Below are 24,919 nucleotides of genomic sequence, written 5' to 3'. Positions count from 1 at the left end.
AGTGTCGTCCACCGTACTGCCTCGCCGGCACCCTCGGCCGGCAACGTGCACCGGTAGCGTGGCCCGGAACATTGCTTTTCGACGGACTGCGGAGGCTTTCGACTGTGGGACACCGGGCCGGCGGATACTGGGCGATCGACGCCGGCGGCACGCGCACCACGGCGCTGGTGCTCGACACGATCCGGCACACCCGAGGGTCGGTGAACCCCGCCTCGGCCGGCGCCGCCGCCGAGGAGACGCTGGTGCGGCTGTTGGCCGAGATCGCCGCGGACCTGAGCGGTACGGCGGTCGGCTGGTTCGCGAGCTCGGCGATCACCATGGACACCGCGCCGGCGGCGATCGACCGACTGGCGGTGCTCGCGCGCGAGCAGGGCCTGCCGGGTCGGCTCGTGGTCTCCGGCGACGTGCCGCCGCTGCTGCTCGCACCGCCGCTGTCCGGGCGCGGCGTCGTGGTGGTGGCCGGCACCGGCTCGGCCTGCGTGGCGAGTGCCGGGCCGGACGCGGGACCCCCCGTCGTGATCGGCGGCTGCGAGTATCTGGGCAGCGACCAGGGCAGCGCGTACGCGCTCGGTGAGGCGGGCCTGCGGGCGGCCGTGCGCGGGGCGGACGGGCGCGGGCGGCCGACCACGTTGTTCGCCGCGGCCGAGCCGCGCGAACTCGCCCGTCGGCTGGCCGCCGAGCCGTTTCCCAAGGCCGCGGTGGCCGCACTCGCACCCGAGGTGTGCGCGGCCTGGCAGGCGGGCGACGCGGTGGCGGGCGAGGTGGTGCGCGCCGGTGTGGACGAGCTGATCACGGGTGTGCGCGCGGCCCGGGACGCGGCCGGGCTGACCGGGACGTGGCGGGCCGTGCTCAACGGCGGTGTGTTCCGCGGCTGTCCGCCGTACGCCGCCGAGCTGAGCCGGCGGATCGTGACCGAACTCGGCGCGGCCGAACCGCCGACCGTGATCGTCGATCCGGTCGCCGCGATATATGCCGCGTTGCTTGCGAACGATGGTTCGCCGCCCAAGAGTTGGGCACATATCCGCAACCTCTGAGGTGCCGGGGCGCAGTCGAGCGAAGGGGATCGCCGATGACCGGGAAACCGGACGAACGGGCCGCCCGCGACTTCCCGCGACAGCGACAACAACAGCGCGGGCAACCCGGGTACCCCGAAACGGAGTTCGCCGCCGGCGACGCGAACGGGCACGCGGCCGGCGCGCCGATCCGGCTCGGGTTGTGCCTGGCCGCCCTGGCGCCCGTCGGGCTGGGCGAGGCGTTGCGGGTGGCCCGGGACGCGGAGGTGGGCGTGGTGGATCTGCCCGCGGACGGCCACTTCGCGCTGGTGGAGCCCGGGCGGCTCACCGATCCGGGGCTGCATCGCGAGATCCGCGCACAGTGCGCGGCGGCCGGGGTCGAGGTGGGCTGTGTGAGCAACAGCCGGGACACCCAGTTGGTGCTGGGACCGCACGGGCCGCACACCGACCCGGTGTTCGCCGGGACGGCCGACGCCAAGCGGGCGCACGGGTCGCGTGCCGCGCTCGACACGGTACGGCTGGCCGCCGGCCTGGGTGCGCCGCTGGCCCGGCTGATGCTGGGGGTGCCGGACCTGACGCGCTGGTTGTCCTGGTCCGGCAGCGCGGTGAGTTGGCAGGACAACGTGGACGCGTGGGCACTCGCCGCCCGGCCGATCCTGGAACTCGCGGACGCGCTGGGGGTGCGCGTCGTGTTCGAACCGCACCCGAAGCAGGTCGCCTACGACCCGGCGAGTACCAGGGCACTGCTCTCGGCGGTGAGCGGCGTGCGGCTGTGCCTGGATCCGGCCAACCTCGCCGCGACCGGCCACGACCCGGTGGCGGCCGTGCGCGGCTGGGGCGGGCGACTGGCGGCCGTACACGCGAAGGACCTGCAGCGCTGGTCCGGTGCCGAATCGCCGCGCGGCGCGGGCTGGTCGCGCTATGGACCCGGCCCGGCGATCCGCTTCCGCGCGCTCGGCGCCGGTGACCTGCCGTGGCCGGCCATCGTGGCCGCGCTGCTCGACGACGACTACCGGGGAGTGATCTACGTGGAACACGAGGACGCCTTACTGCCCACGGAGCAGGGCATCGCCACGTCCCTCGCGCTGCTGCGCACCCTGGTACCCGCAGGGCAGGCGCCGGGGCGGACCTGGTGACGCTCGACGGAGTACGCGGCGCCCTGCTCGCGGGCGGCCTGGGCGAGCGGATGGGCCCGCTCACCGCCGACGTGTGCAAACCCCTGGTGCCGTACGCCGCCTCGTGTCGACTGGTGGACTTCAGCGTGGCCAACGCGATCCGCTCCGGCCTGCCCGAACTGGTCCTGCTCTCCCAGCACCGGGAATCCGACCTGGTCCGACACCTGGTCACGCACTGGGACCGATACCCGGGCACCCGGCTGCACTTCGGCCCGCACGACGCCCTGGCCCGCAGCGGCCCCGGCGCGATCCTGCCCGCCCGCCCGGCCGAACGCGGCACCGCGGACGCGCTGCTCGCCAACGCGCGCCACCTGTTCGCTCCGGGGGCGACCGACCTGCTGGTGCAACACGCGGACCACGTCTACGTGTTCGACTACGCCCCGCTGGTGGCCGCGCATCGGGCCGCGAACGCGGACTGCACGATCGGCGTCCAGCGGATCGAGCGTCGCTACGTGCACCTGTTCGGGATGGTCGAGACCGATCCCGACCTGCGGGTCCGGGCCCTGGTGGAAAAGCCCGCACGGCCGACCTCGGACCTGGTCTTCACCGCGTTCTGCGTGTTCCGGATCGACGCGCTGCGCGAGGTGTTGGCCGACCTGGCCGCGCTGGGCGAGGACGGCTGGCAACACGACATCAGCCGCGACGTGTTGCCCGCGATGATCGCTCGGGGCCGCCGCGTGACGGCGTATCCGGTGCGCGACTACTGGGCCGACATCGGCACGGTCGAGCGCTACCGCACCGAGCAACTGCGGCTGCCGGCCCTCCCGCACCCGATCGCGGCCGAGGAACTCCCGCGCACGCTGGCGGACCTGCCGGACGGCTACCCGCGGTACGAGGCCGGGAGTCTGCTGGGCACCGAGATCCCGCCGGGGGCGCGGGTCGAGGGCAGTGTCGTGCACCCCGGGTGCCGGATCGAACCGGGTGCGACCGTACTGCGCTCGGTGCTGTTGCCGGGGGCCGCGGTCCGTGCGGGAAGCACCGTCCGGGATGCCGTCGTCACGCCGGCCGGCGTGCTCGCGTCGGCCGCGCCCACCGACCCGTCGCCCGAACCGCCGCCCGGGGGCGAGCTCGCTCCCGACCCGGTCAGGAGAGCGCACGGTCCAACTCCTTCGCCGTGATGAACGACGTGTGCGTGCCCGCGGTCCGCACCGCGTGCGCGCCCGCGTGGGTGCCCGCGGCGGCGCAGGCCGCCCAGTCGCGGCCGGCCAGGTAGGCGTACAGGAAGCCCGAAACATAGCTGTCCCCGGCGCCGTTGGTGTCCACCACCTCGTCGGCCCGCATGGCCAGCGCCGGCACGTGCCGCATCGGTTGGTCGGGCAGCACCAGGTAGCTGCCCCGACCGCCCGCCATCGCGACCACGACCTCGGCCCGGCCTCGGGCGAGCACGTCCCGAGCGGCCTCCTCGACCCGGTCGCCGAGCCGGTTCGTGGAGGTGAAGACCAGGCCGGCGCCGTAGGCGAAGTCCGCCCGGGCGGGATCGTGCCCGTCCCAGCCGTGCAGGTCGGTCGAGGTGGACACGCCGGCTTCGATCGCCTCGGCCAGCGCGGGCCTGGACCAGCCGCCGATCGACACGTGCGCGTGCCGGGTGCGGGCGATCGCGGGCCGGTACAGCTCCGGATCGACGACCAGGTCCGCGGGCAACCGGCTGTCGTGCAGCGAGAGCCGTTCGCCGTCCGGGCCGACCAGGTTGACGCTGAGCGGCGTGCCGGCGGGGTGCGAGACGTGCGCGAACGACAGGCCCTGTTCGGCGTAGTGGGCGAGTACGAAGTCCGCCTCCGGGTCGGCGCCGAGCACGGCCGCGAAGTGGGTGCGCAGGCCCAGCGCCCGACAGCCCAGGGCCACTCCGTTGCCCGTGTGCGCGACGTATCGGCGGATCGGCGGCACCTTGAAGTCTCGTATCGGCAAGGGAAGTTCGGGAACCCGAACGATGATGTCCAGGCCGACCCCGCCGATCACGAACACGTCCAGCTCAGTCATCGGTGCCTCCGTGGGTGCGGGCGAACGAGACCTCGGCGGCGGGGGAGACCACCAGCGCGGCGTGGATCTCCTCGTCGCTCACGTCGTCGGTGATCACCGTCTCGCCGAGCGCGGTGGGCAACACGAACCGCAACCGGCCGTCCCGGATCTTGCGGATCTGGCCGAGTGCCTCGACGGTGGTCGCCGGGTCGAGGCGGGCGGGCAGCGCGGCCAGCGTGGTGGGCAGGTGCACCCGGTCCAGCAGCCCGGTCACCCGCGCCCGCAGGGCCGGGTCGAGCAGCCCGCGTCGTTCGGCGATCCGGGCCGCACAGGCCATCCCGAACGCGACCGCCTCGCCGTGCAGGATCGGGCCGTAGCCGGTCGCGGTCTCCACCGCGTGACCGACGGTGTGCCCGAAATTCAGCGGCCGGCGCAGGTCGCGCTCGTAGGGATCGCGGGCGATCAACCGGCACTTGAGCACACTGGAGGCGTGTACCAGGGCGGCGGTGGGGGCCGGCTCGGCGGCCAGGATGGCCGGATGCCGGCGCTCGATCAGCTCGAACAACTCCGGCGAGGCGATGATCCCGGTCTTGATCGCCTCGGCGAGCCCGGCGCGTAACCCCCGGCGGTCCTGGGTGCTCAGATACCCGACGTTGGAAACCACGGCCCTGGGTTGGTAGAACGCGCCGATCAGGTTCTTCGCGGACGGATGGTCGATGGCCACCTTGCCGCCGAGCGCGGCGTCCACGTGGGCCAGCAGCGTGGTGGGCACGTTGATGTACGGGATGCCGCGCATGTACGCGCTGGCCACCCAGCCGACCGTGTCCATCACGACGCCGCCGCCGACCGCGAGCAGGATGTCGCGGCGGGCGAGCGAGGTGCCGGCCAGCCAGTCCAGCAGGGTGCTCGCGGTGTGCAGGCTCTTGCTTGCCTCGCCGGCCGGGAACGACGTGTGCACCACGTCCAGTCCGGTCGCGGTCAGTCGTTCGGTGAGCCGGCGCGCGTGCAGCGCGTAGACGGTGTCGTCGGTGATCAGCGCGACCCGTCGACCGTCGATCTCGGCGCACAATCGGGCGAGCGCGGTGGCCTCGTCCAGGCATACGTGTACGGGGTACGTGTCGAGCCGCCGGGCGGAGGCCATGATCGGATCGACCGGACCGCGTGGCAGCGCCAACTGTTCGGACACTCGGACGTATTTGGTCATATATTCACACCCCGGCGGCTCAACGATGACGTCGTAGACAATCCGGATATTCGCTGCCGAAATAATTACGGCGGGCGCTACGAAAAGTCAACAACGACTCACCGAGAGTGCGCCCGCGCGGTTATAGCAGACCACTCGGCGCTATTCCCGGCATTCGCCGATGCCGAAAACTTCGCCCGGAAACGACCTACGCGGCGGGCACCGCCGGGTCCGGCGCGCCGGCCGGCGCGGGCGCGGTCGCCACGATCTGTTCGACGTGGTCGTGTCCCCACACGCCCAGCGGCAACAGCGCCTCGTTCAGCGACTGCCCCAGCGCGGTCAGCGAGTAGACCACCTTGGGCGGGACCTCGCGAAACACCTCGCGGTGCACGATTCCCCGGGCCTCCATCTCGCGCAACTGCTGGATCAGCATCTTCTCGCTGATCCCGGGCACCGCCCGACGCAACTCGCCGAAGCGGCGCTCCTCGACATGCAGCGCCCACAGAATCAGCGCCTTCCACTTGCCGCCGATGACATCCATCGCGGCATCCAGGCCGCACTGGTAACGCCGAGCCATGCGCGTCTCCCGTTCCGGGCGATCCCTGCCGATCCCCGTCGATCCCGAGCCATCCTTACCGACAGGTAGGTACTGCTCCATATTGTCCGTACGCATTCGGCCGAAAGCAAAGCAATCCCCGACACGACCGTGTCGGGGACCCGGAACCGGACCGGCGTTGCGCGAGCATGACGGCATGAGTGAGAGCGTCGTGTCGCGGATTTTCGAGGTCGCCACCGGGCGGCGGGAACGGGTGTACGACCTGACCGGTATCTGCGCCGGGTTCCTGCGGGAGGTGGCCGGCGGGCGGGACGGGTTGCTCAACGTGTTCGTGCCGCACGCCACCGCGGGAGTGGCGGTGTTGGAAATCGGGGCGGGCAGTGACGAGGACGTGCTCGCGGTGCTGGCGGACCTGTTGCCGGCCGACGAGCGGTGGCGGCATCGGCACGGCAGTCCCGGGCACGGGCGCGACCACGTGTTGCCGGCGCTGGTCCCGCCGCACGCGACGCTGCCGGTGATCGGCGGCCAACCGGCGCTGGGCACCTGGCAGTCGATCACGATGGTGGACACCAATCGGGACAACCCCGATCGCACGGTGCGGCTGACCTTCCTGGGCTGAGCCGGCCCGGGCCGCTCGGCCGGCCCCGCGCCGTTCTCGGCCATCGGGCCGAAGGCACGATCGGTCCGGCCCGCCGGGGAAACGATCCGGCCAATCTGTCGAATGTGTGCATGGATCTCCGTGGCAATGGATATTTCTTGTATCGGCTCGATCACGTTCTGTTTTCCTGTCGGCCATGTACTTTCCATCCGGGAAATGCGAGGCAGTATTCCGCTTTTGCCGGTGGGCCGGCTGCCGAGCGTCACCGACACGGGGGAAATTCCATATGCCGAAAATGCCGACGATGGCGGTCGACGCAAGCCGGATCGACGGATTCGCCGAGTGCGGATACCTGCTCCTGCCGGGTTTCCTGCCCGGCGGACTGGTATCCCGGCTCGAAGTCGAGGTGGACCACTGGGTGGACTCGGGACTGCGCGAGCGGTCGATCGCCGCCTGCGTGGACACCGGCCGGTCGGGACCGCCGCCGTCGGTCGAGATCGAACTCGCCGCGCATGGCGAACTGGCCGCCTACCCGCCCCTGTTGACCCTGGTCGGGGCGTTGATGGGCGCCGACTTCGTGTTCCACCATCTGCACAGCGACCGGCGCCCGGCGGGCGCGGACGGCAAGGCGTGGCACCACGACTACGAACAGACCCCACAGCGCGATCGGGCGTTCACGATGATCCACGCGCTGCACTACCTCGGTGGACTGGACGCCTCCGTCGGCGGGTTGGCGGTGCTCCCGGGCTCGCACCGCGAGGTCGCGGACAAGGACGCGAGGGCGCACCTGGGCACCGCCGCACTGCCCGGCGAGGTGCTGATCGACCGGCTGCCGCCCGGCTCCACGGTGCTGGTGCACTCGGCCCTGTTCCACGCCCGGCGTCCGGGCCCGGCGAGCGGGGGCAGGTCGCGCTACATGGTGGACGGCTCGTACGGGCAGTGCGGCACCCGATGGCCGCCGGTGAAGCCGTACTGGCGACACGTGCTCGGTCGGGCCCGGGAGCTGGACCTCGATCGCGGACGGTGGCCCGAACTCTTCGCGGAACGCCACTTCACGCGCTACCCGGCCTGAGCGCGGACCGGCGAACCGCGCCCGTTCGCTTTGTTGTTCGGCCGCCCGTCGGCCCGCCACCCGAATGGATCCGATTCTTGAAGGTTCTCGAAACCGTGTGCTTCGACGTCGTCTTCGACCGATTCCGGCACGACCACCCGGTCGAGGGCGGCCACGCGGGGAACAGCAACGCCGAGGGCGAGGAACTGCTGCGCCTGGCCGACGCGTTGCCCGGCGGATGGCTGCGGGTGGAACTGGACCGGGCCACGCTGCTCGGCGTCGTCCTGCCGTGGCACCTGGGCGAGGGTGGCACGTTCGAACTGGTGCCGCCGCGCGGACTGACCTTGGCCGCGGCGGTGCGTCGGCTGCGCTCGACCCGCGGGCGTTACGCGCACAGCAATCCGGTCTGCGCGGACAAGCTGGCCTGGCAACGGGACGCGCCGATGACGCCGTTGTACCTGTGCACCCGCGCGGTCGAGACGGTGGACTACGCGGGGCTGGCGGTGCGCGAGGGGATCGTGCACCTGGACGGGCTGCATCGGATGATCGCCTGGGAACTGCACGGCCGACTGGCCGGCGGGACCCGGGTCGAGGCGTATCTGGCCGGAGCCGGCGGCGAGTTCGGGGTCACGGCGGGGCGCGGAGGCGGCTCCGCGCCCCGATTCGGCGGGGCCGCCGGGCTCGGGTCAGCCTCGGCCGACGTAGGGCATCGCGCTGGGGATGACGGTCACCGACTGCACGTTCACCCCGACCGGCAACCCGGCCATCACGAGCACCATGTCCGCGACGTGTCCGACGTCCATGGTGGGCTCGACCCGCAGCGAACCATCCGCCTGCCGGACGGCCGGCTGCGGCCGGTCGATCGGCGTGACGTTGCCGATGTCGATCTGCCCGCAGGCGATGTCGTGCGGCCGGCCGTCCAGGGCCAGCGACCTGGTCAGCCCGGTGACGGCGTGCTTGGCGGCGGTGAAGGCGATCGAATCCGGGCGCGGGACGTGGGCCGAGGGGGCGCCGTTGTTGATGATCCGGCCGCCGCGCGGATGTTGCTCCTTCATGATCCGGAACGCGGCCCGCGCGCACAGGAAGCTGCCGGTGGCGATCGAGTCGAGCACCCTTCGCCAGTCGTCGAGTTCGACGTCCTCGGTGGGCAGGTAGGCCATTGTGTCGGCGGCGTTGTTGAAGAGCAGGTCGAGTCGGCCGAAGTGCTCCACGACGGTCGCGAACAGTCGGTCGACCGCGTCGGGGTCGGTGATGTCGGTGGGCACCGCCAGGGCGCGGCGCGGATCCCGGGCGAGGCCGGCGGTCTCCTCCAGGGCGACCTTGCGCCGACCGGCCAGGCCGACCGACCAGCCCTGCTCGATCAGGGCGAGTGCGCACGCGCGGCCCACACCGCTGCCCGCGCCGGTGACGACGGCGACCTTCTCGATCATGGGTGACCCCCCGGAATCGGTACGACCGGCCCGTTCGCTTTCACCGCGACGGTACGGAGAGAAACCCTGCGTAGTGTCCATGGCGGGTGTCAAGAGCGAAGGTGGCGTATTCCGTGATCTCGGCCGAGTCGACCGAAACCAGTCGGATGCTTTTCGATCGGGCCCGACGCTCACTGGCGGGCGGAACGGCTTCCTCCGCACGCACGACGAGCACCGGTCCCTTTCCCTATCCGCTCTATATCGCGCGCGGCAAGGGCGCGCACATTTGGGATGTGGACGGGAACGAGTATGTCGACTACCTGATTTCGTACGGTTGCGCGGTCATCGGGCACGCGAATCCGTCCATCGGTGCGGCGGTGGCCGAAGTCCTGGCGAGCGGCACCATGTTCGGCGCGGGTACCGTCCCGGAGATCGAACTGGCGGAAATCATGCGGTCGATGATCCCGTGCGCCGACCTGGTCCGGTTCGCCAACTCCGGGTCGGAGGCGATCCAGGGCGCGGTCCGGGCCGCGCGCGGCTTCACCGGGCGGGACAAGGTGCTCAAGTTCGAGGGCCACTACCACGGATGGGCGGACTCGCTCGCCGTCTCCAACCGGCCCACCGCGGCCGAGGCCGGACCGTACACCCGGCCGCACGCGCACCCGCATTCGCCGGGGGTGCCGGCCGGCGTGGTCGCCGACGTGGTGATCTGCCCGTGGAACGACGCCGAGGTGTTGCGCGAGATCCTGGACGCGCATCGCGGCGAACTGGCCGCGGTGATCTGCGAGCCGATCGTGGCCAACAACGCGTGCACGATGCCGCTGCCCGGCTACCTGGAGACGCTGCGCGAGGAGTGCACCCGACGCGGGATCGTGTTGATCTTCGACGAGGTATGCACCGGCTTTCGCACCGGACCCGGCGGCGCCCAGGGGCTGTTCGGGGTGCTCCCGGATCTCGCCGTGTACGCCAAGGCGCTGGGCGGCGGGTTGCCGATCGCGGCGTTCGCCGGGCGCCGGGACATCATGGACGAGGTCGGTGCGAACCGGATCAAACACGGTGGAACGTACAACGGTTCGCCGCTGTGTGCGGCCGGGGCCCTGGTGACGCTGGGCGAACTCGCCGATCCGGCGGTGGTCGCCCACATCGACACGGCCGGGAACCGGGTGATGGAGGCGATCCGGCGGGCCGCCAGGGACCACGCGATTCCGTGTGTGGTGCAGGGTGTCGGGGCGATGTTCCAGGTGGTCTTCTCGGCCGACGGCATCGCGCCGCGCAACTACCGGGACCTGGCGGCGAGCGACGACGCGCGCTACGCGCTGTTCCGACACGCCCTGTTGGAGCGCGGAGTACACGTCAACGCGGTCGGCTCGGCGTGCTGGTTCGTGTCGGCGGCGCTCACCGACGACGACGTCGCGGCCGCGTGCGCGGCGGTGGACGCGGCGTTCGTACTGCTCGCGGGGGTGTGAGGGGTCGCCGCTCGGCGTACGGGTAGGCCGCCTTCGGCTGTTCGGGGGTCGGTCGGGGTGTCGTACGCGCGGGTCGCCCACAGGTCGGCCGGGGCCATGACTAGCCTTACGTAACCGTCCTGATCATCGGGACGGCGTCCCCCACACAGGTAAGGATTCGCCGATGGGTTTGAGGAGTCTGCTGCGCAACGTACTTCGTTCGCGGGCGTCCCGCGAGGCGGCGGAGACACCCGAGACGACGGACGTGGCCGCCGCGCCGACCGACCTCGACGCCGCACCGACCGTGTCCCCGGTCGTCGCGCCCGAGCCGGTCGCCGAAGCGGAGTCGAAGCCGCGCGTCGAGCCGACGAGCGGCCGCGTCGAACCGCAGGTGCGCCCGGAGCCGGTGATCGCGCCGGAGCCGGTCGGCCCCGCGGCGCAGGAGGCCGTCCCGGAGCCGGTTGCCGTTGTGGAGCCGGTCGTCATTTCCGAGCCGGTCGTCACCCCCGAGCCGGTGGTCGTCCCGGACCCGGTGACCGTCCCGGAGCCGATCGTCATCCCGGTGTCCCGGGCGGAGTTCGACGCCTTTGGGCCGGCGTCGATTCCCGTACCGGCCCAGTCGATCGCGACACCCGTCGAGGTCGAACAGGCCGAGGTGACGACGGTCGTCGAACCGGCCGCCGAGGTGTCCGAGCCGGAGCCGGCGACCGAGATCCCGGCCGAGGTCGAGGTCGAGGTCGAGCCGTTCGTGGTCGCCGAGGCCGCGCCGGTACCGACCGGCATCGCCGTGGTGCCGTCCGCCCGAGCCGAAGAGGCCGTGCCCGGCTTCGGTGCCCGAGGCGAGGCCGCCGCGGCGGCCGTGGCCAAGTGCGGGCTCACCGGCCGCGATGTCGCCGTCTACCTCGTCCTGGACCGCTCCGGTTCGATGCGCTCCTACTACAAGGACGGAACCGTGCAACACCTCGCCGACCAGACGCTCGCGCTGTCCGCGCAGCTCGGCGAGGCGGTCGTACCGCTGGTGTTCTTCTCCACCGACATCGACGGCGTCGCCGACCTCGATCCCGACAACCACGTCGGTCGGATCGAGGAACTGCACGGCTCCTACGGGCACATGGGTCGGACCAACTACCACTGGGCGATCGCCAAGGTGGTCGAGCACTACCGCGCGTCCGGCAGCACCGGCCCGGCGCTGGTGATCTTCCAGACCGACGGTGCCCCGACCAGCCGTCCCGCCGCCGCGAAGGCGCTGTGCGAGGCGGCCGGGCTGCCGATCTTCTGGCAGTTCATCGGTTTCGGCGACCCCGAGGCCAAGGGCTTCGACTTCCTGCGCAAGCTGGACGAACTCACCGTGCCGGAACAGCGCGTGGTCGACAACGCGGGCTTCTTCCACGCCGGACACGACCCGAGGCTGCTCGCGGACGGGGAGCTGTACGACCAACTGCTCCTGGAGTTCCCGGAATGGCTGAACGAGGCGGTCGCGGCGGGCGTCCTGACGGCGAACCCGGTGGACGCGTTGGTGTAGGAACGAGTACGAAACACGCCCGACGGTCGGCCGAAGCGGCCGACCGTCGGGCTTTTTTGACGGGCAATCAGGTCCCGGGTGTGCCGGGCTCGGGCTCCTCCAGCGCGCGCACGGCCCGGGCGAGGTCCGCCTCCGTCGCGCCGGGCAGCACCACCTCGACCTCGCCGCGGCGGATCACGATGTCGGGCCCGCTCGGGCCGGCCATCGGTGCCCGGGTGCGGCGCCGGCCGGCGATCGCCACCATCGGGCCGCCCAGGCCGACGCCGTTGCTCAGCACGATGTCGACCACATCGAGCGTGGTTCCCATCGCGCCGACCGTGCCGTCCTCGGCGTAGCTGGTCGCGGTGCCGCCCCGGACCTCCGGATCCATCGCCAACCAGCGCTGTAGCGAAGCGACTTCGCAACCCTCGTCGCCGACCACGCGTACCTGCACGAGCACTTGCCGCCACCCTTCGGAGACCGTCGGGGGCCCGCGCGGCGGGCCGACCTGCCCGGGCATGATGCCGGCATCGCTCGGCGGTGCTTCGGGGCCGCCGGCGCGGACCGCGGCCGGCGCCCTATGCGCCGGGTGCGGTCGGGTCGTCGACCAGGGCGAACGCCTCGACCTCCAGCAGCAGATCGGGCCGGAACAGGGCGACCACCTGGACCGCGGAAGCGGCGGGCAGCCGGGTCGGGTCGATGAACTCGTCGCGCGCCGAACGCACCGCCGGCAGGTGCCCGACGTCGGTGAGGAAGTAGGTCAACTTGATCACGTCGTCGAAGGTCGCGCCCGCCGCCGCCAGGCAGCGTCGCAGGTTCTCGAACACCTGTCGGGCCTGGGTGCCCGGGTCGTCCTTGCCGACCAGGTTGCCGTCCTCGTCGAGAGCGATCTGCCCGGAGACCGCGACGAGCCGGCCGGTGCCGGTGACCACGTTGGTGTAGCCGGTGCCCGGTCGCACGCCCTCGGGTGCCGGGATGTGGGTCAGGCGATTCGATGTCGTCATGACGCCCATCCTCGCCCGTGGGCCGGCCCGCCTGTCGCGGTTTTTCGTCCGTATGGCCGCCGAACAAGATCGTTAAGCCTGCGACGGTGCCTTTCACCAGATCGAGCGAGAACCGATCCGTCGTGCGCTCCGGCGGGTTCGCGCGACCTACCGTGTGCCCTGGCGAAAGGAGCGCACGGATGCCACAACCCTTCGAACTCCCGCATTTCTACGTGCCGTACCCCGCGCGGCTGAACCCTCATCTGGAGGGCGCGCGCGAGCATTCCAAGACCTGGGCCCGCCGGATGCGGATGATCGAGGGCTCGGAGATCTGGGACGAGCACGATTTCGATTCGCACGATTACGCGCTGTTGTGCGCCTATACCCATCCGGACTGCACGGGGGCGCAACTGGACCTGGTCACCGACTGGTACGTCTGGGTGTTCTTCTTCGACGACCACTTCTTGGACATCTTCAAGCGCACCCGCGACCTGGCCGGTGCCAAGGGCTACCTGGAACGCCTGCGCGCCTTCATGCCGGTGGACTCCACCGCCGAGATCCCCGAGCCGACCAACCAGGTCGAGGAGGGCCTGGCCGACCTGTGGGCGCGGACCGTGCCGAGCATGTCGCGGGAGTGGCGGGAGCGGTTCGCCGAGAGCACCCAGGCGCTGCTCGAGGAATCGATGTGGGAACTGGCCAACATCAACGAGGGCCGGATCGCCAACCCCGTCGAGTACATCGAGATGCGCCGCAAGGTGGGCGGCGCGCCGTGGTCGGCCAACCTGGTGGAATACGTGGCGAACGCCGAGGTGCCCGCGGTGATCGCGGCCTCGCGGCCGATGCGGGTGCTCAAGGACACCTTCGCCGACGGTGTACACCTGCGCAACGACCTGTTCTCGTACCAGCGCGAGGTGGAGAACGAGGGCGAGAACGCGAACGCGATCCTGGTGTTCGAGAAGTTCCTCGGCTGCACCACGCAGGAGGCGGCCGACGCGGTCAACGAGCTGCTCACCTCGCGCCTGCACCAGTTCGAGCACACCACGTTCACCGAACTGCCGCCGCTGTTCCTCGAACACGGCCTGGACCCGCAGTCCTGCCTGGACGTGATGGCCTACGTCAAGGGCCTCCAGGACTGGCAGTCCGGCGGGCACGAGTGGCACATGCGCTCCAGCCGGTACATGAACGGGGCCGGTGCGGAAGCGGGTTCGGCGGATGGGTCCCACGTGCCGACGGTGACCGGGGTGTTGGCCGGACCGCAGGGCCTGGGCAATTCGGCGGCGCGGATCCTGCCGGGACTGGTGGCCGGGTCGCACAACGGGCTGCGCGCCTACACGCGCGTGCCGTTCCAGCCGGTCGAGCCGTACGACATCCCGGACTTCCACCTGCCGTTCGCGCCGCGACTGAATCGACACCTGGACGCCTCGCGGGAGAACATCGTCGAGTGGGCCGCACGGGTCGGCATCACCGGCGAGGGCCTCTGGGACGAGGAGGCACTGCGCGGATTCGACCTGCCGCTGTGCGCGGCGGGCATCGCGCCGGACGTGAGCCCGGAACAACTCGACCTCGCCTCCGGGTGGTTGACCTGGGGCACCTACGGCGACGACTACTACCCGATCGTGTTCGGCCGCTCGCTCGACCAGGCCGGCGCCAAGGTGTACACCGAGCGACTCAAGGCGCTGATGCCGGTCGACGGCGAGCCGACGCCGGTGCCGACGGACGCGATCGAGCGCGGGCTGGTGGACCTGTGGGCCCGTACCGCCGGGCCGATGTCGCCGCGGTCGCGCCGCAGGTTCCGGCGCACCATCGAGGAGATGATGGACAGTTGGCTGTGGGAGTTGGCCAACATGGCGCTCAATCGGGTTCCGGACCCGGTCGACTACATCGAGATGCGTCGCCGTACGTTCGGCTCCGACCTGACCAAGAGCCTGTCCCGGCTCTCGCACGGTGACGTGGTGCCGGACGAGGCGTACCGCTCGCGTGCGGTGCGGGCGATGGAGAACTCGGCCGCCGACTTCGGCTGGATGATCAACGACGTGTTCTCCTACCGCAAGGAGATCGAGGTCGAGGGGGAGTTGCACAACCTGTTGCTGGTGGTGCAGAGCTTCTTCGGTTGCGACTTCGCTCGCGCGCTGGTGATCGTGAACGACCTGATGACCTCCAGGATGCGTGAGTTCGAGCGGGTGGTCGCGGTGGAACTTCCGGCGATGTACGAGGACCTGGCGCTGGACGGGATGGCCAGGGCGGCGCTGGACGGGTACGCGGTGGCGCTGGGTGATTGGAACGCGGCGATCCTGAAGTGGCATCAGGACTGCCTGCGTTACGCGGACCCGAAGCCGCTGGTGCCGTTTCCTTGGCAGGTGGCCGGGGATGGGGTCGGCTCGCGCGCGGTTCCTGTGGCGCGGGGTGGCGGCGGGGCGGCGACGGTGCCTCGGGTGGGTTATGGGCCTCGTGGGCTGGGGACGTCGGCTGCGCGGTTGTCGGGGGTGCGGGCGGGGGTTGCGGTGCGGTGAGGGTGGGCGGGTGGGCCGGCCTGCGGCCCGCCTTGTCCTCAAACGCCGGACGGGCTGGGGGTGCCTGGGCGGGCGGGGGTCGGTCCGGTCGGTTGTCCTCAAGCGCCGGACGGGCTGAGGGGGTGCCTGGATGGCTGGGGGGTGCCTGGGCGGGCGGGAGTCGGTCCGGGTGGGTTGTCCTCAAGCGCCGGACGGGCTGAGGGGGTGCCTGGATGGCTGGGGGTGCCTGGGCTGGGGTGCCTGCGTGGGCTGGGGGGTGCCTGGGCGGGTCGGTTGTTCTCGGAGGCCGGGTCGGCTAGGCGAGGGCCAGGGGGGCGGACATCAGGTGGTCGACGAGGGCCAGGAGGACGTCTCGGCCCGATGTGCGGATGCGCACGTCGCAGGGGACGATCGGGACGTCGGGGGCCAGGTCGAGGGCGTCGCGAACCTCTTCGACCGTGTACTCGACCGCGTCGTCGAAGCGGTTGATCGCGACCACGAACGGGATGCCTCGGCGTTCGAAGAAGTCGATGCCGCCGAAGCCGGCCTCCAGCCGTCGGGTGTCCACCAGCACGATCGCCCCGAGCGTGCCTATCGCCAGGTCGTCCCACAGGGACCAGAACCGCTCCTGGCCGGGCGCGCCGAACAGGTACAGGACCAGGTCCTCGGACAGCGTGATCCGGCCGAAGTCGAGGGCCACCGTGGTGCGGGACTTGTCCTCGACGCCCACCAGGTCGTCCACGCCCACGCCGACCTCGGTCATCACCTCCTCGGTGTGCAGCGGCGGTACCTCGCTGACCGTGCCGACCAGGGTGGTCTTGCCGACCCCGAACCCGCCCGCGATCAGGATCTTGACCGCCGCCGCATGCTCGGGCAACCGGTCAGAGCCGAAGGAGACCATCACGTACCTTCTTCAACAGTGCGGGATCGGGGGTTCGGGCCAGGGCCAGCGGGGCGCGTACGGTCACCAGGCCGTCGCGGAGCAGGTCGTCGACGAGCACCTTGGTGATGCTCACCGGGAGGTCGATCAGCGCGGCCACCTCGGCGACCGCCTGCGGCTCCCGGCACAGTTCCAGGATCTGTTGGTGCTCGGGCTGCCGGCCACGCCCGTCCCGGGCCTTGCGGCGCGCGGCCGCGGACGGATCGTCCGCGGCCGGGGCGCGGCCCCCGGGCTCGTCCGGCGCGACCGTGGTGACGAGCGTGATCAAGGTCAGATCCGCGTCCCGTATGGCCTTGGTGCGCCCCCGGGTGAGCGTGTACGGCCGTACCAACGGGCCGGCGTCCTCATCCCAGGACTGCTCCCACCGGGACGTCATGCCCGACCACCCGCCGGATCGCCCGCCCCGTCGCCGCGTGGCTGTGTCCCGAGGTACTCGCCGACCTTCTTCACCAACATGTTCATCTCGAACGCGACCACTCCCACGTCCGCGCTCTGTTCGGCCAGTACGGCCAGGTGCGCGCGCTTGCCGGCGGCGGTCAGGAACAGGAACGCGTCATCCATCTCCACCAGCGTCTGGCGCACCGAACCGCCCGCGAAGCCCCGGCCGATGCTGCGTGCCAGGCTCTGCAACCCGGCCGCCGCGGCGGCCAATTGCTCGGCGTCGTCGCGCGGGATGGTCTCGGATCGGCTCATCAGCAGCCCGTCCTCGGACAACACGATCGCGTGCCGGGTCTGATGCACGCGTTTGACCAGGTCGGTCAACAACCAGTCCAGCCGATTGTCGGTTGCGGTGGTGGCCGTGCCGCCGGCGAGATCGTGCGTGTTCGTCATGACGGTTCCCCAGGGTGCGTGGTGCTTCCGGCGGCGGGGCTCGGGCCCGGTGCGGGCTCGGCCCCGGTTCCGGGTTCGGTGTCGATCGCGGACTCGTCGCCGGCCGCGCTCGGTTCGGACGCCTCGCGCGCTCGTTGGCTCGCGAACCGGAACGAGGACAAGGTAGCCGCAGCTTCGCGCGGAGTGGAGGGCTTCGACCCGGTTCCCGGGTCGCTCTCGCCTCCGCCGGCCGCCTCGGTACGCAACGGCATCGGCAGATTGCGCTGCCGGACCCGACGCGGCAATGCCCGTCGGCCGTCGGCGGTGGTCTCCTCGGCGGTGGCGACGAGGCCACCGGCGGGTACGGGCGCGGCCGGCACCCGCTCCAGCGAACGCAGCACGGGCTCGGGGTGTTGCCGATCCGGCGAGTCCGACTCGACGTCGTCCCGGGGCGAGCGCGCCGCACCGACCACCGGGGTCGGGTCGATCGCCGACCCGACCGAGGACTGCATGTCCGACTCCGACTCCGAATCCGCCGCGAGCGCGTGTTCGAACGGCCCCGCCGCCCGGTCCGGTTCGCCGGACGCACCCGAACTCCGGGTGATCAATTCCTCGGGCAAGAACACTATCGCCAGCGTGCCGCCGTACGGCGAGGGCCGCAGGGTGACCTCCACCCCGAGCCGATCGGCGAGTTGGGCGACCACGAACAGGCCCATCCGCACGTCCTCGGCGAGCGCGATCACATCGAAACTCACCGGGACGGCCAACTGTCGATTGGCCGACTCGTACTCGTCCGTCGACATGCCCAGGCCGCGGTCCTCGATCTCGATCGCGAGGCCCTTGGCCACCGAGACCGCCCGGACATGCACGGGTGTGTCCGGCGGCGAGAACGTCGTCGCGTTCTCCACGAGTTCGGCCAGCAGGTGAATCAACCCACCCACCGACGGCCCGGACAGTTGCAGGTCACGGTCGGAATACACCTCGATCCGGTGATAGTCCTCGACCTCACCGACCGCACCGCGTATCACGTCCACGATCCGGACCGGGCGACTCCAGCGCCGGCCCGGCCGGTTGCCGGTGAGCACCACGAGGTTCTCCTCATAGCGGCGCAGACGGGTGGCCAGATGGTCGATGGTGAACAACTCGCGCAACAGTTCGGGGTCCTGGTGCCGACGCTCCATCGCGTCCAACTCACCGATCTGACGGTTGACCAGCGACTGGGTGCGCAGCGCCGTGTTGACGAACACCTTTGCGAAGCCTTCGCGCTGGCGGGCCAGTTGCACCGCACCGTCGAGCGCGGCCCGCTGCGTGGCGTTGAACGCCGAGGCCACCTGGCCGATCTCGTCCCGCCCCACCGGCACGTCCGGCGCCTCCACCGCCAGGTCCACCCGCTCGCCGTGCTGCAACCGGTCGATGATCAGCGGCAGCCGCCGCGAGCCCAGTTCCACCGTCGCGTCGCGCAGCCGGGACAGGCGCAGCCGCACCGAGCGGGTCACCCGCCAACACAGCAGGGCGCCGAGCAGTACGAAGCCCAGGCCGATCGCGCTCAGCAGATACACCTGATTCCAGGTGTCCGAGGTGGCCGCGTCACCCGCCGCGAACACCTGCTCGACCCGGGCGAAGTCGAAGGCCGTGTTGGGCATGGCGAGCTGATCGAAGGTCTCGCGCCACTTCGCCAGTTCGGCAGGCAGAGGTATCCCGGAGCCGGCCGCGGCCCGCTGGTCCCTGGGGGCGTCGACGGCCGCGATGATCGCGTCCTCCATCGCGGTCAGGTCCCGCCAGGCCGGGCTTTGCGTCAGCGCCACGTACAGGGGCCGCAGGTCGGCGGGCAGGAACGGCTCGACCTCGTCTTCGAGGGTGTGCCGACGCACGCCCACGTTCTGCACGAACGAGGCGAAGTCCGGCTGGGTCAACCGGCCTCCGGCCTGCGCGAACGTGACCGTCATGTCTTCCTGTGTCAACGCCTCCCCGGCGCGGAACTGTATGACCAGGAACTGACCCGCGAAGGTGACGTCGGTGTCCGAGGTCTCGGCCAGCGCCTGGACCATGGAGATCTGGTTGGCGACCTGCTTCGTGTAGTAACCCAGCCAACGATCCCGCCCGACCGCGCCGGTCGCGTCCACCTGGCGGCGGGCGTCGGCGAGTTGGGTCAACTGAGGCACTATTTCGTGCGCCCGGCGCACCACGTGCCCAGGCGTGTCCCGCGCATCGCTTTCGGCGAAGGCGACGAACTGGCCCACGGCCTCGTCGGTCCTGACCCGCTGCGCCCGCAGCGCCTCGGCCGTCGCCGGCGTCGGCTTGGCCATCCAGCCCGCGGTCAGCCGCCGTTCCAGTTGCAGATTCACCATTGTGGCGTAACTGGGGTTGCCGGCCCGCTCGGCCACCGAGACCTCGTTGTCCAGGCTGCTCGCGTGGTCGACCAACCGGTAGGTGGCGATGCCCCACAGGGCGACCATGGCCATCGAGGGCACCACGGTGAGCAGTACCAGCAAGGTCCGGATCGACAACGTACGACCCGGCCGCGAGCGAGCCGCTCGGGTCCGACCGACCCCGGGGACACGCAACAGTTTTTTCATCGACTCTCCCGCAAGGGCAACCCGGTCCCGAATGCGGTTGCCGCGACCCGGCCGAAGGTACCTGCGGGGCAGCCGACAGAATCCACGCAGTGTGCGTGGGGAACTTCCCGCCCGTGCGGTACAAACGGCGCAGAACGACGATGATACGTCGGCCCGCGGCGACTCGGTCACCGGACGCGCACTCGGCAATACCCAAAGGAGCGGCCCGACATGCAGACGGCGCCCGGAATCGGCCGGCGAATCGCCTACTGGCGTACACGTCGTGGCCTCACCCAATCCGAATTCGCCCGTTTGATGGGCCGATCCGTGCGCTGGGTCGAGGACGTGGAGGCCGGCCACCGACAAGCCGACCCGCGCGTGTCGATGCTCGCCGAAGCCGCACTCGTCCTGCACATCGGGATCGACCGACTGCTGCCCGCCGCACCCGACCGGGAGGCCCGCAACCACGATCCGCTCGCCGCGGTACGGGCGGCGCTGCGCCGGGCCGACACGGCGCTGGCGGGTGGCACCACCGGGCCGCCGGTCGACCTCGGGGTGCTGCGCCGGGAGTTGACCTACGGCTGGACCGCGTACGCGGCGGCGGACTACGGCTGCCTGGACCGGGTGGTGTCCTCGGTGCTGGAGGCGACCGCGGGTGCGGGGGCGACGACGCGGGCGAGCCCGGCGGAGTCGGCGGCCGACTCCGCCGAGAGCGCCGGGAGCACGGCGCCCGCCGTGGCCGTCGTGCGTTCCGCCGCGCTCGCGCTCGCCTCCGCCGTCGCGCACGTGTACGGCGAACCGGCGCTGGCGTGGCGCGCCGCCGACCGGGCGGTCACCTCGGCCGGCCGCAGTGCCGACGTGGTGGTCCTGGCCCGGGCCGCCCATCGGCTCACCGGCGCCATGGTCGGGCACGAAGGCGCGGGTGCCGCCGTCGAATTCGCGCTCGGCGCGGAGGCGGACCTGGCCCCGGCGCTGGGTGCCCGCGGCCGGCCCGGCCGGGCGGCGCTGCGCACCCTGCGGCTCGGCGCGGCGCTGGCCGCGGCCCGGCTCGGCGATCGGCCCGCCACGCGCGACCTGCTGGAGGGGGCCGAGCGGGCCGACCCCGGCGCGATCCAGGTGCGGCTGCATCGGGTCACCGCGCATGTCCTGCTCGGCGAGTACGCGCGGGCCATCGCCGGTCGGTTCACCCCGGCCGCGCTCGCCGTACTGCCGCGCGGTCGGCAGGCCCGGCACCTGATCGACCTCGCCCGTGCCCTCGCCGCGGTGGGCCGCCGCAGCGAAGCCGTCGGCGCGCTCTTGGAGGCGGAGGCCGTCGCGGCCCAGGAGGTCCGCTGCCGGCCGATGAATCGCCGCTTCGTCCAGGAGATCCTGCGGCTGGATTCGTCCACCGACGGCGACGAGTCCCGATTGCGGGCACTGGCGGCCCGGTGCGCGGGAAATGGGTCGTCGGGGCCGGAGCGGGCATGGATCATGTAGCACAGTCGAAGCGCCGGACCGGACAATCCCCCAGGGGGCACCGTGATCACGATCATCTCTTTCGTTCTCGTCCTGATGGCGCTGGTCACGGTCATCGCCGTCACGGTCGGCAAGCGCGGGCACACCACGAGCCACGAGGGCCTCCGGATCGAACAGGAGCGCACCGGCCGGGCGGAATCCTCCGGCGGCATCTTCGGTGTGCACGCCAATCACGCTTCCTTTCCGGGCGTGGAAGAGAACACCAAGTACTTCGGCTGACCTCTTCGCGGGCGCCGGCGGCCCCGCGCGTCGGCCGCGGCGCTACCATCGGCGCGCGCCATCGTCGGCCGGCGCACGACACGGGAGGTTGTGCCGCATGGGTCTGTTCACGGTCGACGAGGCACGCGCGGAGCTGGCCCGGCTGTTGCCGGTGCTCGACGAGCTGATCGCCGTCCGGGCGGACGCCGCGGAGGTCGCGGTCGCGCTGGAACGCGGCGAGACGCGCTGTGAGCTGGGCGGGTTGCCCGAACTCAAGGGCATGCAGGCCCGGCTCGACGAGCTGATGACCGAGGTCCAGCAGACCGGCGCGGAACTCAAGGGCTTCGCGCCGCTGCTCGTGGACTTCCCGGCCGACCTGGACGGCGTACCCGTGTTGTTGTGTTGGCTGGAGGGCGACCGCCGGCTCGGCTGGTACCACCGCCTCGACCTCGGCTTCGCCGGCCGCCGACCGCTTCCTTAGCACGCGAGCACGATCGCACGGGGCCGATTGCCGAGAGGAAGTGCACGAAACCAGGGTGATCGCGTCGAATCGGGCGATTGTCCCCGCCGCCGCGTAGCGTTCCCCGAGTACGGAACGCTGCCTGGAGGTCACCATGACGAATTCCGTCCTGCTCGCCATCGGCACCCGCAAGGGCCTGTGGATCGGTCGCTCGGATGGCGACGGATCCTGGGCCTACACCGGGCCGCACCATCCGATGACCGGCGTCTACTCGGTCGCGATCGACACCCGAGGGCCCGCGCCCCGGGTGCTGGCGGGCGTGGTCCACGAACACTTCGGCCCGGTCGTGGTCAGCAGCGACGATCTCGGCGCGACCTGGCGCGAACCGGACCTGGGCCGGGTCGGGTTCCCGGCGGACGCGGGCGCCTCGGTCGAGCGGGTGTGGCAACTGGTGCCCGGCGCCCGCTCCGAACCCGACGTGCTCTACGCCGGCGTCGAACCCTCCGCGCTGTTCCGCTCCACGGACGGCGGGCGCTCGTTCGAACTCGTGCGGGCGTTGTGGGACCACCCGCACCGGCCGCACTGGGAGGCCGGCTTCGGCGGCCAGGCGATCCACACGGTGTTGCCGCACCCCACCGATCCGCAACGGATCCTGGTCGCGATGTCCACCGGCGGGGTCTACGTCACCGAGGACGGCGGGGCGAGCTGGCGCCCGTCCAACACCGGCATCCACGTCACGTTCCAACCGGACGAGTATCCCGAGTACGGCCAGTGCGTGCACAAGGTGGCCCGGCACCCGGACCGCCCCGAACGGCTGTTCCTGCAAAACCACCACGGCGTCTACCGCAGCGACGACGCGGGCGCGACCTGGGAGTCGATCGCCGACGGCCTGCCCGCCGACTTCGGCTTCACCATCGTGGTCCACCCGCGCCGCCCGGACACCGTCTACGTGGTCCCGCTCACCGCCGACGCGATGCGCTTCCCGGTCGACGGCCGATGCCGCGTCTACCGCAGCGACGACGCCGGCAAGTCCTGGACCGCCCTGGCCGACGGCCTGCCGGACGACTTCTGGACCGCCGTGATGCGCGACGCGATGTGCACCGACGACGCGGAGGACACCAGCCTGTACTTCGGCTCCCGCAGCGGCGAGGTCTACCGCGGCCGACACGACGGCGACCACTGGGAACGCATCGCCCAACACCTCCCGGACGTCCTGTCGCTGCGCGCGGCGGTGATCTGACCGGGCCCGGCCGCACCCCGTGCCGTTGGGGTCCACACACGTTCACGTGCGCGCAACCCGATCGTGGCACTGCGCTCACGTCGGGCTGAGAGGGTCGTGACGTCCTCGCCTCAGCCCATCGAAACGAGTCAGTGTGTCCGCCGTATCGCCCGCCGCCGTGTTGTTCGACATGGACGGGACCCTCGTCGACACCGAGCAGTTGTGGTGGGAGGCGGTGGCGGACGTGGCCGGCCGGGTCGGCTACGCGTTGGGGGAGACGGACGCGGCGGACGTGGTCGGGCACGCGATCGGGCACACGGCGAGCTACCTGCACGAGGTGGTCGCCGAGGCGCCGTGTGTGCACGAACTGACGGACGCGCTGGACGCGGCGTTCACGACCCGGGTCGAGGCCCGGATCGAGCCGCTGCCGGGGGTCCTCGCGCTGCTGGACAAACTGGCCGCCGCCGGCGTGCCGTTGGCGATCGTGTCGGCGTCGCCGCGTCGGGTCGTGGACCTGGTGCGGGACGCGTTGGGGTCGGCCCGATTCGCGGTGACCGTCGCGGCCGAGGACGTGCCGCGGACCAAGCCCGACCCCGCCCCTTATCTGGCCGCGGCGACCGCGCTCGGGGTCGAGCCGAGCGCGTGCGTCGCGGTCGAGGACACCATGGTCGGCGTCACCTCGGCGGAGGCCGCCGGGTGCGCCGTCCTGGCGGTGTCCTCGACCGTCGCGATGGAGCCCGCCCCGGGCCGCCGGGTGGTCGAGTCCCTGGCCTCGATCGAGGCCGGCGAACTGGCCGTGTCCGCGGCGGCGCGGGCGTAGGTCCGGTCCGGCGGATTCGCGGCGGGCCGCGAATCCGCCCACGTCACAGCTCGGCGCAGAGCCGATCGATCTCGGCGATCTCGGCGGCGGTCAGATCCGGCTGCCCGACGGCGGACAGATTCTGCTCCAACTGCCGTACGCTGCTTGCCCCGACGATCACCGACACGACCCGCTCGTCGCGCAGGATCCAGGTGAGCGCGAGCTGCGCGAGGGTCTGATTCCGGCCCTGGGCAAGCTTGTTCAGCGCGCGAAGCAGGGTCAGACGCTCCTTCGTGAGCTGGTCGGTGGTGAGGAAATGACCCACCGCCATCCGCGAATCGCTCGGCACACCGTCCAGGTATCGGTCCGTCAACAGGCCCTGGGCCAAAGGCGAATAGGCGATCAGCGCGGTCCCGGTCTCGCCGATCGCGTCCAGCACGCCGCGCTCGGGTTCGCGGTCCAGGATCGAGTAGGCCGACTGGTTGAGCAGCACCGGTGTGCCCAGGTCGCGCAGGATCTCGACCGCCCGACGGTGCTCCTGCGGACCGTAGTTGGAAATGCCGGCGTACAGCGCGCGTCCGGAGCGAACCGCCGTGTCCAGCGCGCCCATCGTCTCTTCGAGCGGGGTCTCCGGGTCGTAGCGGTGCGAGTAGAAGACGTCGACGTAGTCGAGCCCCATCCGGGCGAGCGACTGGTCCAGACTCGCGAGCAGATACTTGCGCGACCCGCCGTCGCCGTACGGCCCCGGCCACATGTCCCAGCCGGCCTTGGACGCGATGAACAACTCGTCGCGGTACGGCCGGAAGTCGGCCCGGAAGTGCACCCCGAAGTTCGCCTCGGCCGACCCGTACGGCGGCCCGTAGTTGTTCGCCAGGTCGAAGTGCGTCACCCCCAGATCGAAGGCCCGCCGCAACACCGCCCGTTGCACCTCCATCGGCTGGGTGTCCCCGAAGTTGTGCCACAACCCGAGCGACACGGCGGGCAACCGCACCCCGCTGCGCCCGGCCCGGCGATAGCGCATCGACTCGTAACGATCATCGGAAGCTTTGTGGATCATGGCCCCA

Annotated in this window: 24 protein-coding genes and 1 pseudogene; 14 read left to right on the top strand and 11 right to left on the bottom strand. The window is 71.4% G+C overall.

The window, feature by feature from the left end; all coding sequences use genetic code 11:
• Positions 1-104 precede the first annotated feature (104 nt).
• The 3 genes from ABZ374_RS27395 to ABZ374_RS27385 are packed head-to-tail and all read left to right on the top strand — an operon-like array spanning position 105 to position 3,306.
• Positions 105-1,034, top strand: a complete 930-nt coding sequence (locus ABZ374_RS27395) for a BadF/BadG/BcrA/BcrD ATPase family protein (RefSeq protein WP_360315570.1) — start codon at positions 105-107, stop codon at positions 1,032-1,034.
• A 35-nt stretch (positions 1,035-1,069) separates the two neighbouring features.
• Positions 1,070-2,149 (top strand): sugar phosphate isomerase/epimerase family protein, encoded by a 1,080-nt coding sequence (locus ABZ374_RS27390; RefSeq protein WP_360315568.1) that lies wholly within the window; start codon positions 1,070-1,072, stop codon positions 2,147-2,149.
• A complete protein-coding gene (locus ABZ374_RS27385; RefSeq protein ID WP_360315566.1) occupies positions 2,146-3,306 on the top strand; it encodes a sugar phosphate nucleotidyltransferase in 1,161 nt (386 codons plus the stop codon). The genes ABZ374_RS27390 and ABZ374_RS27385 overlap by 4 nt, the downstream gene beginning before the upstream one ends.
• Here ABZ374_RS27385 and ABZ374_RS27380 read toward each other — a convergent pair.
• The 3 genes from ABZ374_RS27380 to ABZ374_RS27370 all read right to left on the bottom strand — a co-directional run bounded on the left by ABZ374_RS27380 (position 3,272) and on the right by ABZ374_RS27370 (position 5,904).
• Complete coding sequence (locus ABZ374_RS27380; RefSeq protein WP_360315564.1) at positions 3,272-4,165, bottom strand: carbohydrate kinase family protein; 894 nt, start codon at positions 4,163-4,165, stop codon at positions 3,272-3,274. The two genes, ABZ374_RS27385 and ABZ374_RS27380, sit on opposite strands and share 35 nt — an antisense overlap.
• The gene (aroB, locus tag ABZ374_RS27375; RefSeq protein ID WP_360315562.1) at positions 4,158-5,348 is read right to left on the bottom strand and encodes a 3-dehydroquinate synthase; all 1,191 of its coding nucleotides are present in this window, start codon (positions 5,346-5,348) and stop codon (positions 4,158-4,160) included. The genes ABZ374_RS27380 and aroB overlap by 8 nt, the downstream gene beginning before the upstream one ends.
• Before the next feature lie 187 nt (positions 5,349-5,535).
• Positions 5,536-5,904, bottom strand: coding sequence for a helix-turn-helix domain-containing protein (locus ABZ374_RS27370; RefSeq protein ID WP_360315560.1), 369 nt, complete (start codon positions 5,902-5,904; stop codon positions 5,536-5,538).
• Positions 5,905-6,079: 175 nt separating this feature from the next.
• Here ABZ374_RS27370 and ABZ374_RS27365 point away from each other — a divergent pair, with 175 nt between their 5' ends.
• The 3 genes and pseudogenes from ABZ374_RS27365 to ABZ374_RS27355 all read left to right on the top strand — a co-directional run.
• Positions 6,080-6,502: a YjbQ family protein gene (locus tag ABZ374_RS27365; RefSeq protein WP_360315558.1), complete on the top strand. Its 423-nt coding sequence runs from the start codon at positions 6,080-6,082 to the stop codon at positions 6,500-6,502.
• Between the two features lie 283 nt (positions 6,503-6,785).
• The gene (locus ABZ374_RS27360) at positions 6,786-7,553 is read left to right on the top strand and encodes a phytanoyl-CoA dioxygenase family protein (protein WP_360315556.1); all 768 of its coding nucleotides are present in this window, start codon (positions 6,786-6,788) and stop codon (positions 7,551-7,553) included.
• Positions 7,505-8,092, top strand: a pseudogene (locus ABZ374_RS27355) (DUF6309 family protein); the annotation flags it as partial. The gene ABZ374_RS27360 and the pseudogene ABZ374_RS27355, both read left to right, overlap by 49 nt.
• 126 nt (positions 8,093-8,218) lie before the next feature.
• Here the strand turns inward: ABZ374_RS27355 and ABZ374_RS27350 are convergent.
• Positions 8,219-8,962: an SDR family oxidoreductase gene (locus ABZ374_RS27350; RefSeq protein ID WP_360315554.1), complete on the bottom strand. Its 744-nt coding sequence runs from the start codon at positions 8,960-8,962 to the stop codon at positions 8,219-8,221.
• 86 nt (positions 8,963-9,048) lie between these two features.
• On the opposite strand from ABZ374_RS27350, the gene ABZ374_RS27345 reads away from it, so the two are divergent.
• Positions 9,049-10,407 carry a glutamate-1-semialdehyde 2,1-aminomutase gene (locus tag ABZ374_RS27345; RefSeq protein WP_360315552.1) on the top strand — a complete coding sequence of 453 codons (1,359 nt, stop codon included), beginning with the start codon at positions 9,049-9,051 and terminating at the stop codon, positions 10,405-10,407.
• A 163-nt stretch (positions 10,408-10,570) separates the two neighbouring features.
• On the top strand, positions 10,571-11,908 hold the full coding sequence (locus ABZ374_RS27340) for a VWA domain-containing protein (protein WP_360315550.1): 1,338 nt from the start codon (positions 10,571-10,573) through the stop codon (positions 11,906-11,908).
• Positions 11,909-11,975: 67 nt separating this feature from the next.
• Here the strand turns inward: ABZ374_RS27340 and ABZ374_RS27335 are convergent, their stop codons facing one another.
• Together ABZ374_RS27335 and ABZ374_RS27330 are read right to left on the bottom strand one after the other, a co-directional pair.
• Positions 11,976-12,347 carry a hypothetical protein gene (locus ABZ374_RS27335; RefSeq protein WP_360315548.1) on the bottom strand — a complete coding sequence of 124 codons (372 nt, stop codon included), beginning with the start codon at positions 12,345-12,347 and terminating at the stop codon, positions 11,976-11,978.
• Between the two features lie 118 nt (positions 12,348-12,465).
• Positions 12,466-12,891, bottom strand: coding sequence for a RidA family protein (locus ABZ374_RS27330; RefSeq protein WP_360315546.1), 426 nt, complete (start codon positions 12,889-12,891; stop codon positions 12,466-12,468).
• Between the two features lie 179 nt (positions 12,892-13,070).
• Here ABZ374_RS27330 and ABZ374_RS27325 point away from each other — a divergent pair, with 179 nt between their 5' ends.
• Complete coding sequence (locus tag ABZ374_RS27325; RefSeq protein ID WP_360315544.1) at positions 13,071-15,380, top strand: germacradienol/geosmin synthase; 2,310 nt, start codon at positions 13,071-13,073, stop codon at positions 15,378-15,380.
• Between the two features lie 295 nt (positions 15,381-15,675).
• On the opposite strand, the gene ABZ374_RS27320 is transcribed toward ABZ374_RS27325, so the two are convergent.
• From ABZ374_RS27320 to ABZ374_RS27305, 4 genes are read right to left on the bottom strand one after another with little or no spacing between them, the layout of a single operon-like run.
• Positions 15,676-16,260: an ATP/GTP-binding protein gene (locus tag ABZ374_RS27320; protein WP_360315542.1), complete on the bottom strand. Its 585-nt coding sequence runs from the start codon at positions 16,258-16,260 to the stop codon at positions 15,676-15,678.
• Positions 16,241-16,675: a DUF742 domain-containing protein gene (locus ABZ374_RS27315; protein ID WP_360315540.1), complete on the bottom strand. Its 435-nt coding sequence runs from the start codon at positions 16,673-16,675 to the stop codon at positions 16,241-16,243. The genes ABZ374_RS27320 and ABZ374_RS27315 overlap by 20 nt, the downstream gene beginning before the upstream one ends.
• On the bottom strand, positions 16,672-17,130 hold the full coding sequence (locus ABZ374_RS27310; protein ID WP_360315538.1) for a roadblock/LC7 domain-containing protein: 459 nt from the start codon (positions 17,128-17,130) through the stop codon (positions 16,672-16,674). The genes ABZ374_RS27315 and ABZ374_RS27310 overlap by 4 nt, the downstream gene beginning before the upstream one ends.
• Complete coding sequence (locus ABZ374_RS27305) at positions 17,127-19,616, bottom strand: nitrate- and nitrite sensing domain-containing protein (RefSeq protein WP_360315536.1); 2,490 nt, start codon at positions 19,614-19,616, stop codon at positions 17,127-17,129. The genes ABZ374_RS27310 and ABZ374_RS27305 overlap by 4 nt, the downstream gene beginning before the upstream one ends.
• A gap of 279 nt (positions 19,617-19,895) precedes the next feature.
• Between ABZ374_RS27305 and ABZ374_RS27300 the strand changes: the two genes are divergently transcribed.
• From ABZ374_RS27300 to ABZ374_RS27280, 5 genes are all read left to right on the top strand, one after another.
• Positions 19,896-21,140, top strand: a complete 1,245-nt coding sequence (locus tag ABZ374_RS27300; protein WP_360315534.1) for a helix-turn-helix domain-containing protein — start codon at positions 19,896-19,898, stop codon at positions 21,138-21,140.
• Positions 21,141-21,182: 42 nt separating this feature from the next.
• Positions 21,183-21,398, top strand: a complete 216-nt coding sequence (locus tag ABZ374_RS27295; protein WP_360315532.1) for a hypothetical protein — start codon at positions 21,183-21,185, stop codon at positions 21,396-21,398.
• 97 nt (positions 21,399-21,495) lie between these two features.
• A complete protein-coding gene (locus ABZ374_RS27290) occupies positions 21,496-21,858 on the top strand; it encodes a DUF2203 domain-containing protein (protein WP_360315530.1) in 363 nt (120 codons plus the stop codon).
• A 133-nt stretch (positions 21,859-21,991) separates the two neighbouring features.
• Positions 21,992-23,077 carry an exo-alpha-sialidase gene (locus ABZ374_RS27285; RefSeq protein ID WP_360315528.1) on the top strand — a complete coding sequence of 362 codons (1,086 nt, stop codon included), beginning with the start codon at positions 21,992-21,994 and terminating at the stop codon, positions 23,075-23,077.
• A gap of 133 nt (positions 23,078-23,210) precedes the next feature.
• On the top strand, positions 23,211-23,876 hold the full coding sequence (locus ABZ374_RS27280) for an HAD family phosphatase (protein WP_360315526.1): 666 nt from the start codon (positions 23,211-23,213) through the stop codon (positions 23,874-23,876).
• A gap of 43 nt (positions 23,877-23,919) precedes the next feature.
• Here the strand turns inward: ABZ374_RS27280 and ABZ374_RS27275 are convergent, their stop codons facing one another.
• On the bottom strand, positions 23,920-24,912 hold the full coding sequence (locus ABZ374_RS27275) for an aldo/keto reductase (RefSeq protein ID WP_360315524.1): 993 nt from the start codon (positions 24,910-24,912) through the stop codon (positions 23,920-23,922).
• Positions 24,913-24,919 lie beyond the last annotated feature (7 nt).

It is taken from the genome of Embleya sp. NPDC005971, from assembly GCF_040629175.1.
Lineage (GTDB): Bacteria > Actinomycetota > Actinomycetes > Streptomycetales > Streptomycetaceae > Embleya.
The sequence above is the reverse complement of the archived record's forward strand: the minus strand, read 5'-3'. Positions and strand labels throughout refer to the sequence as shown.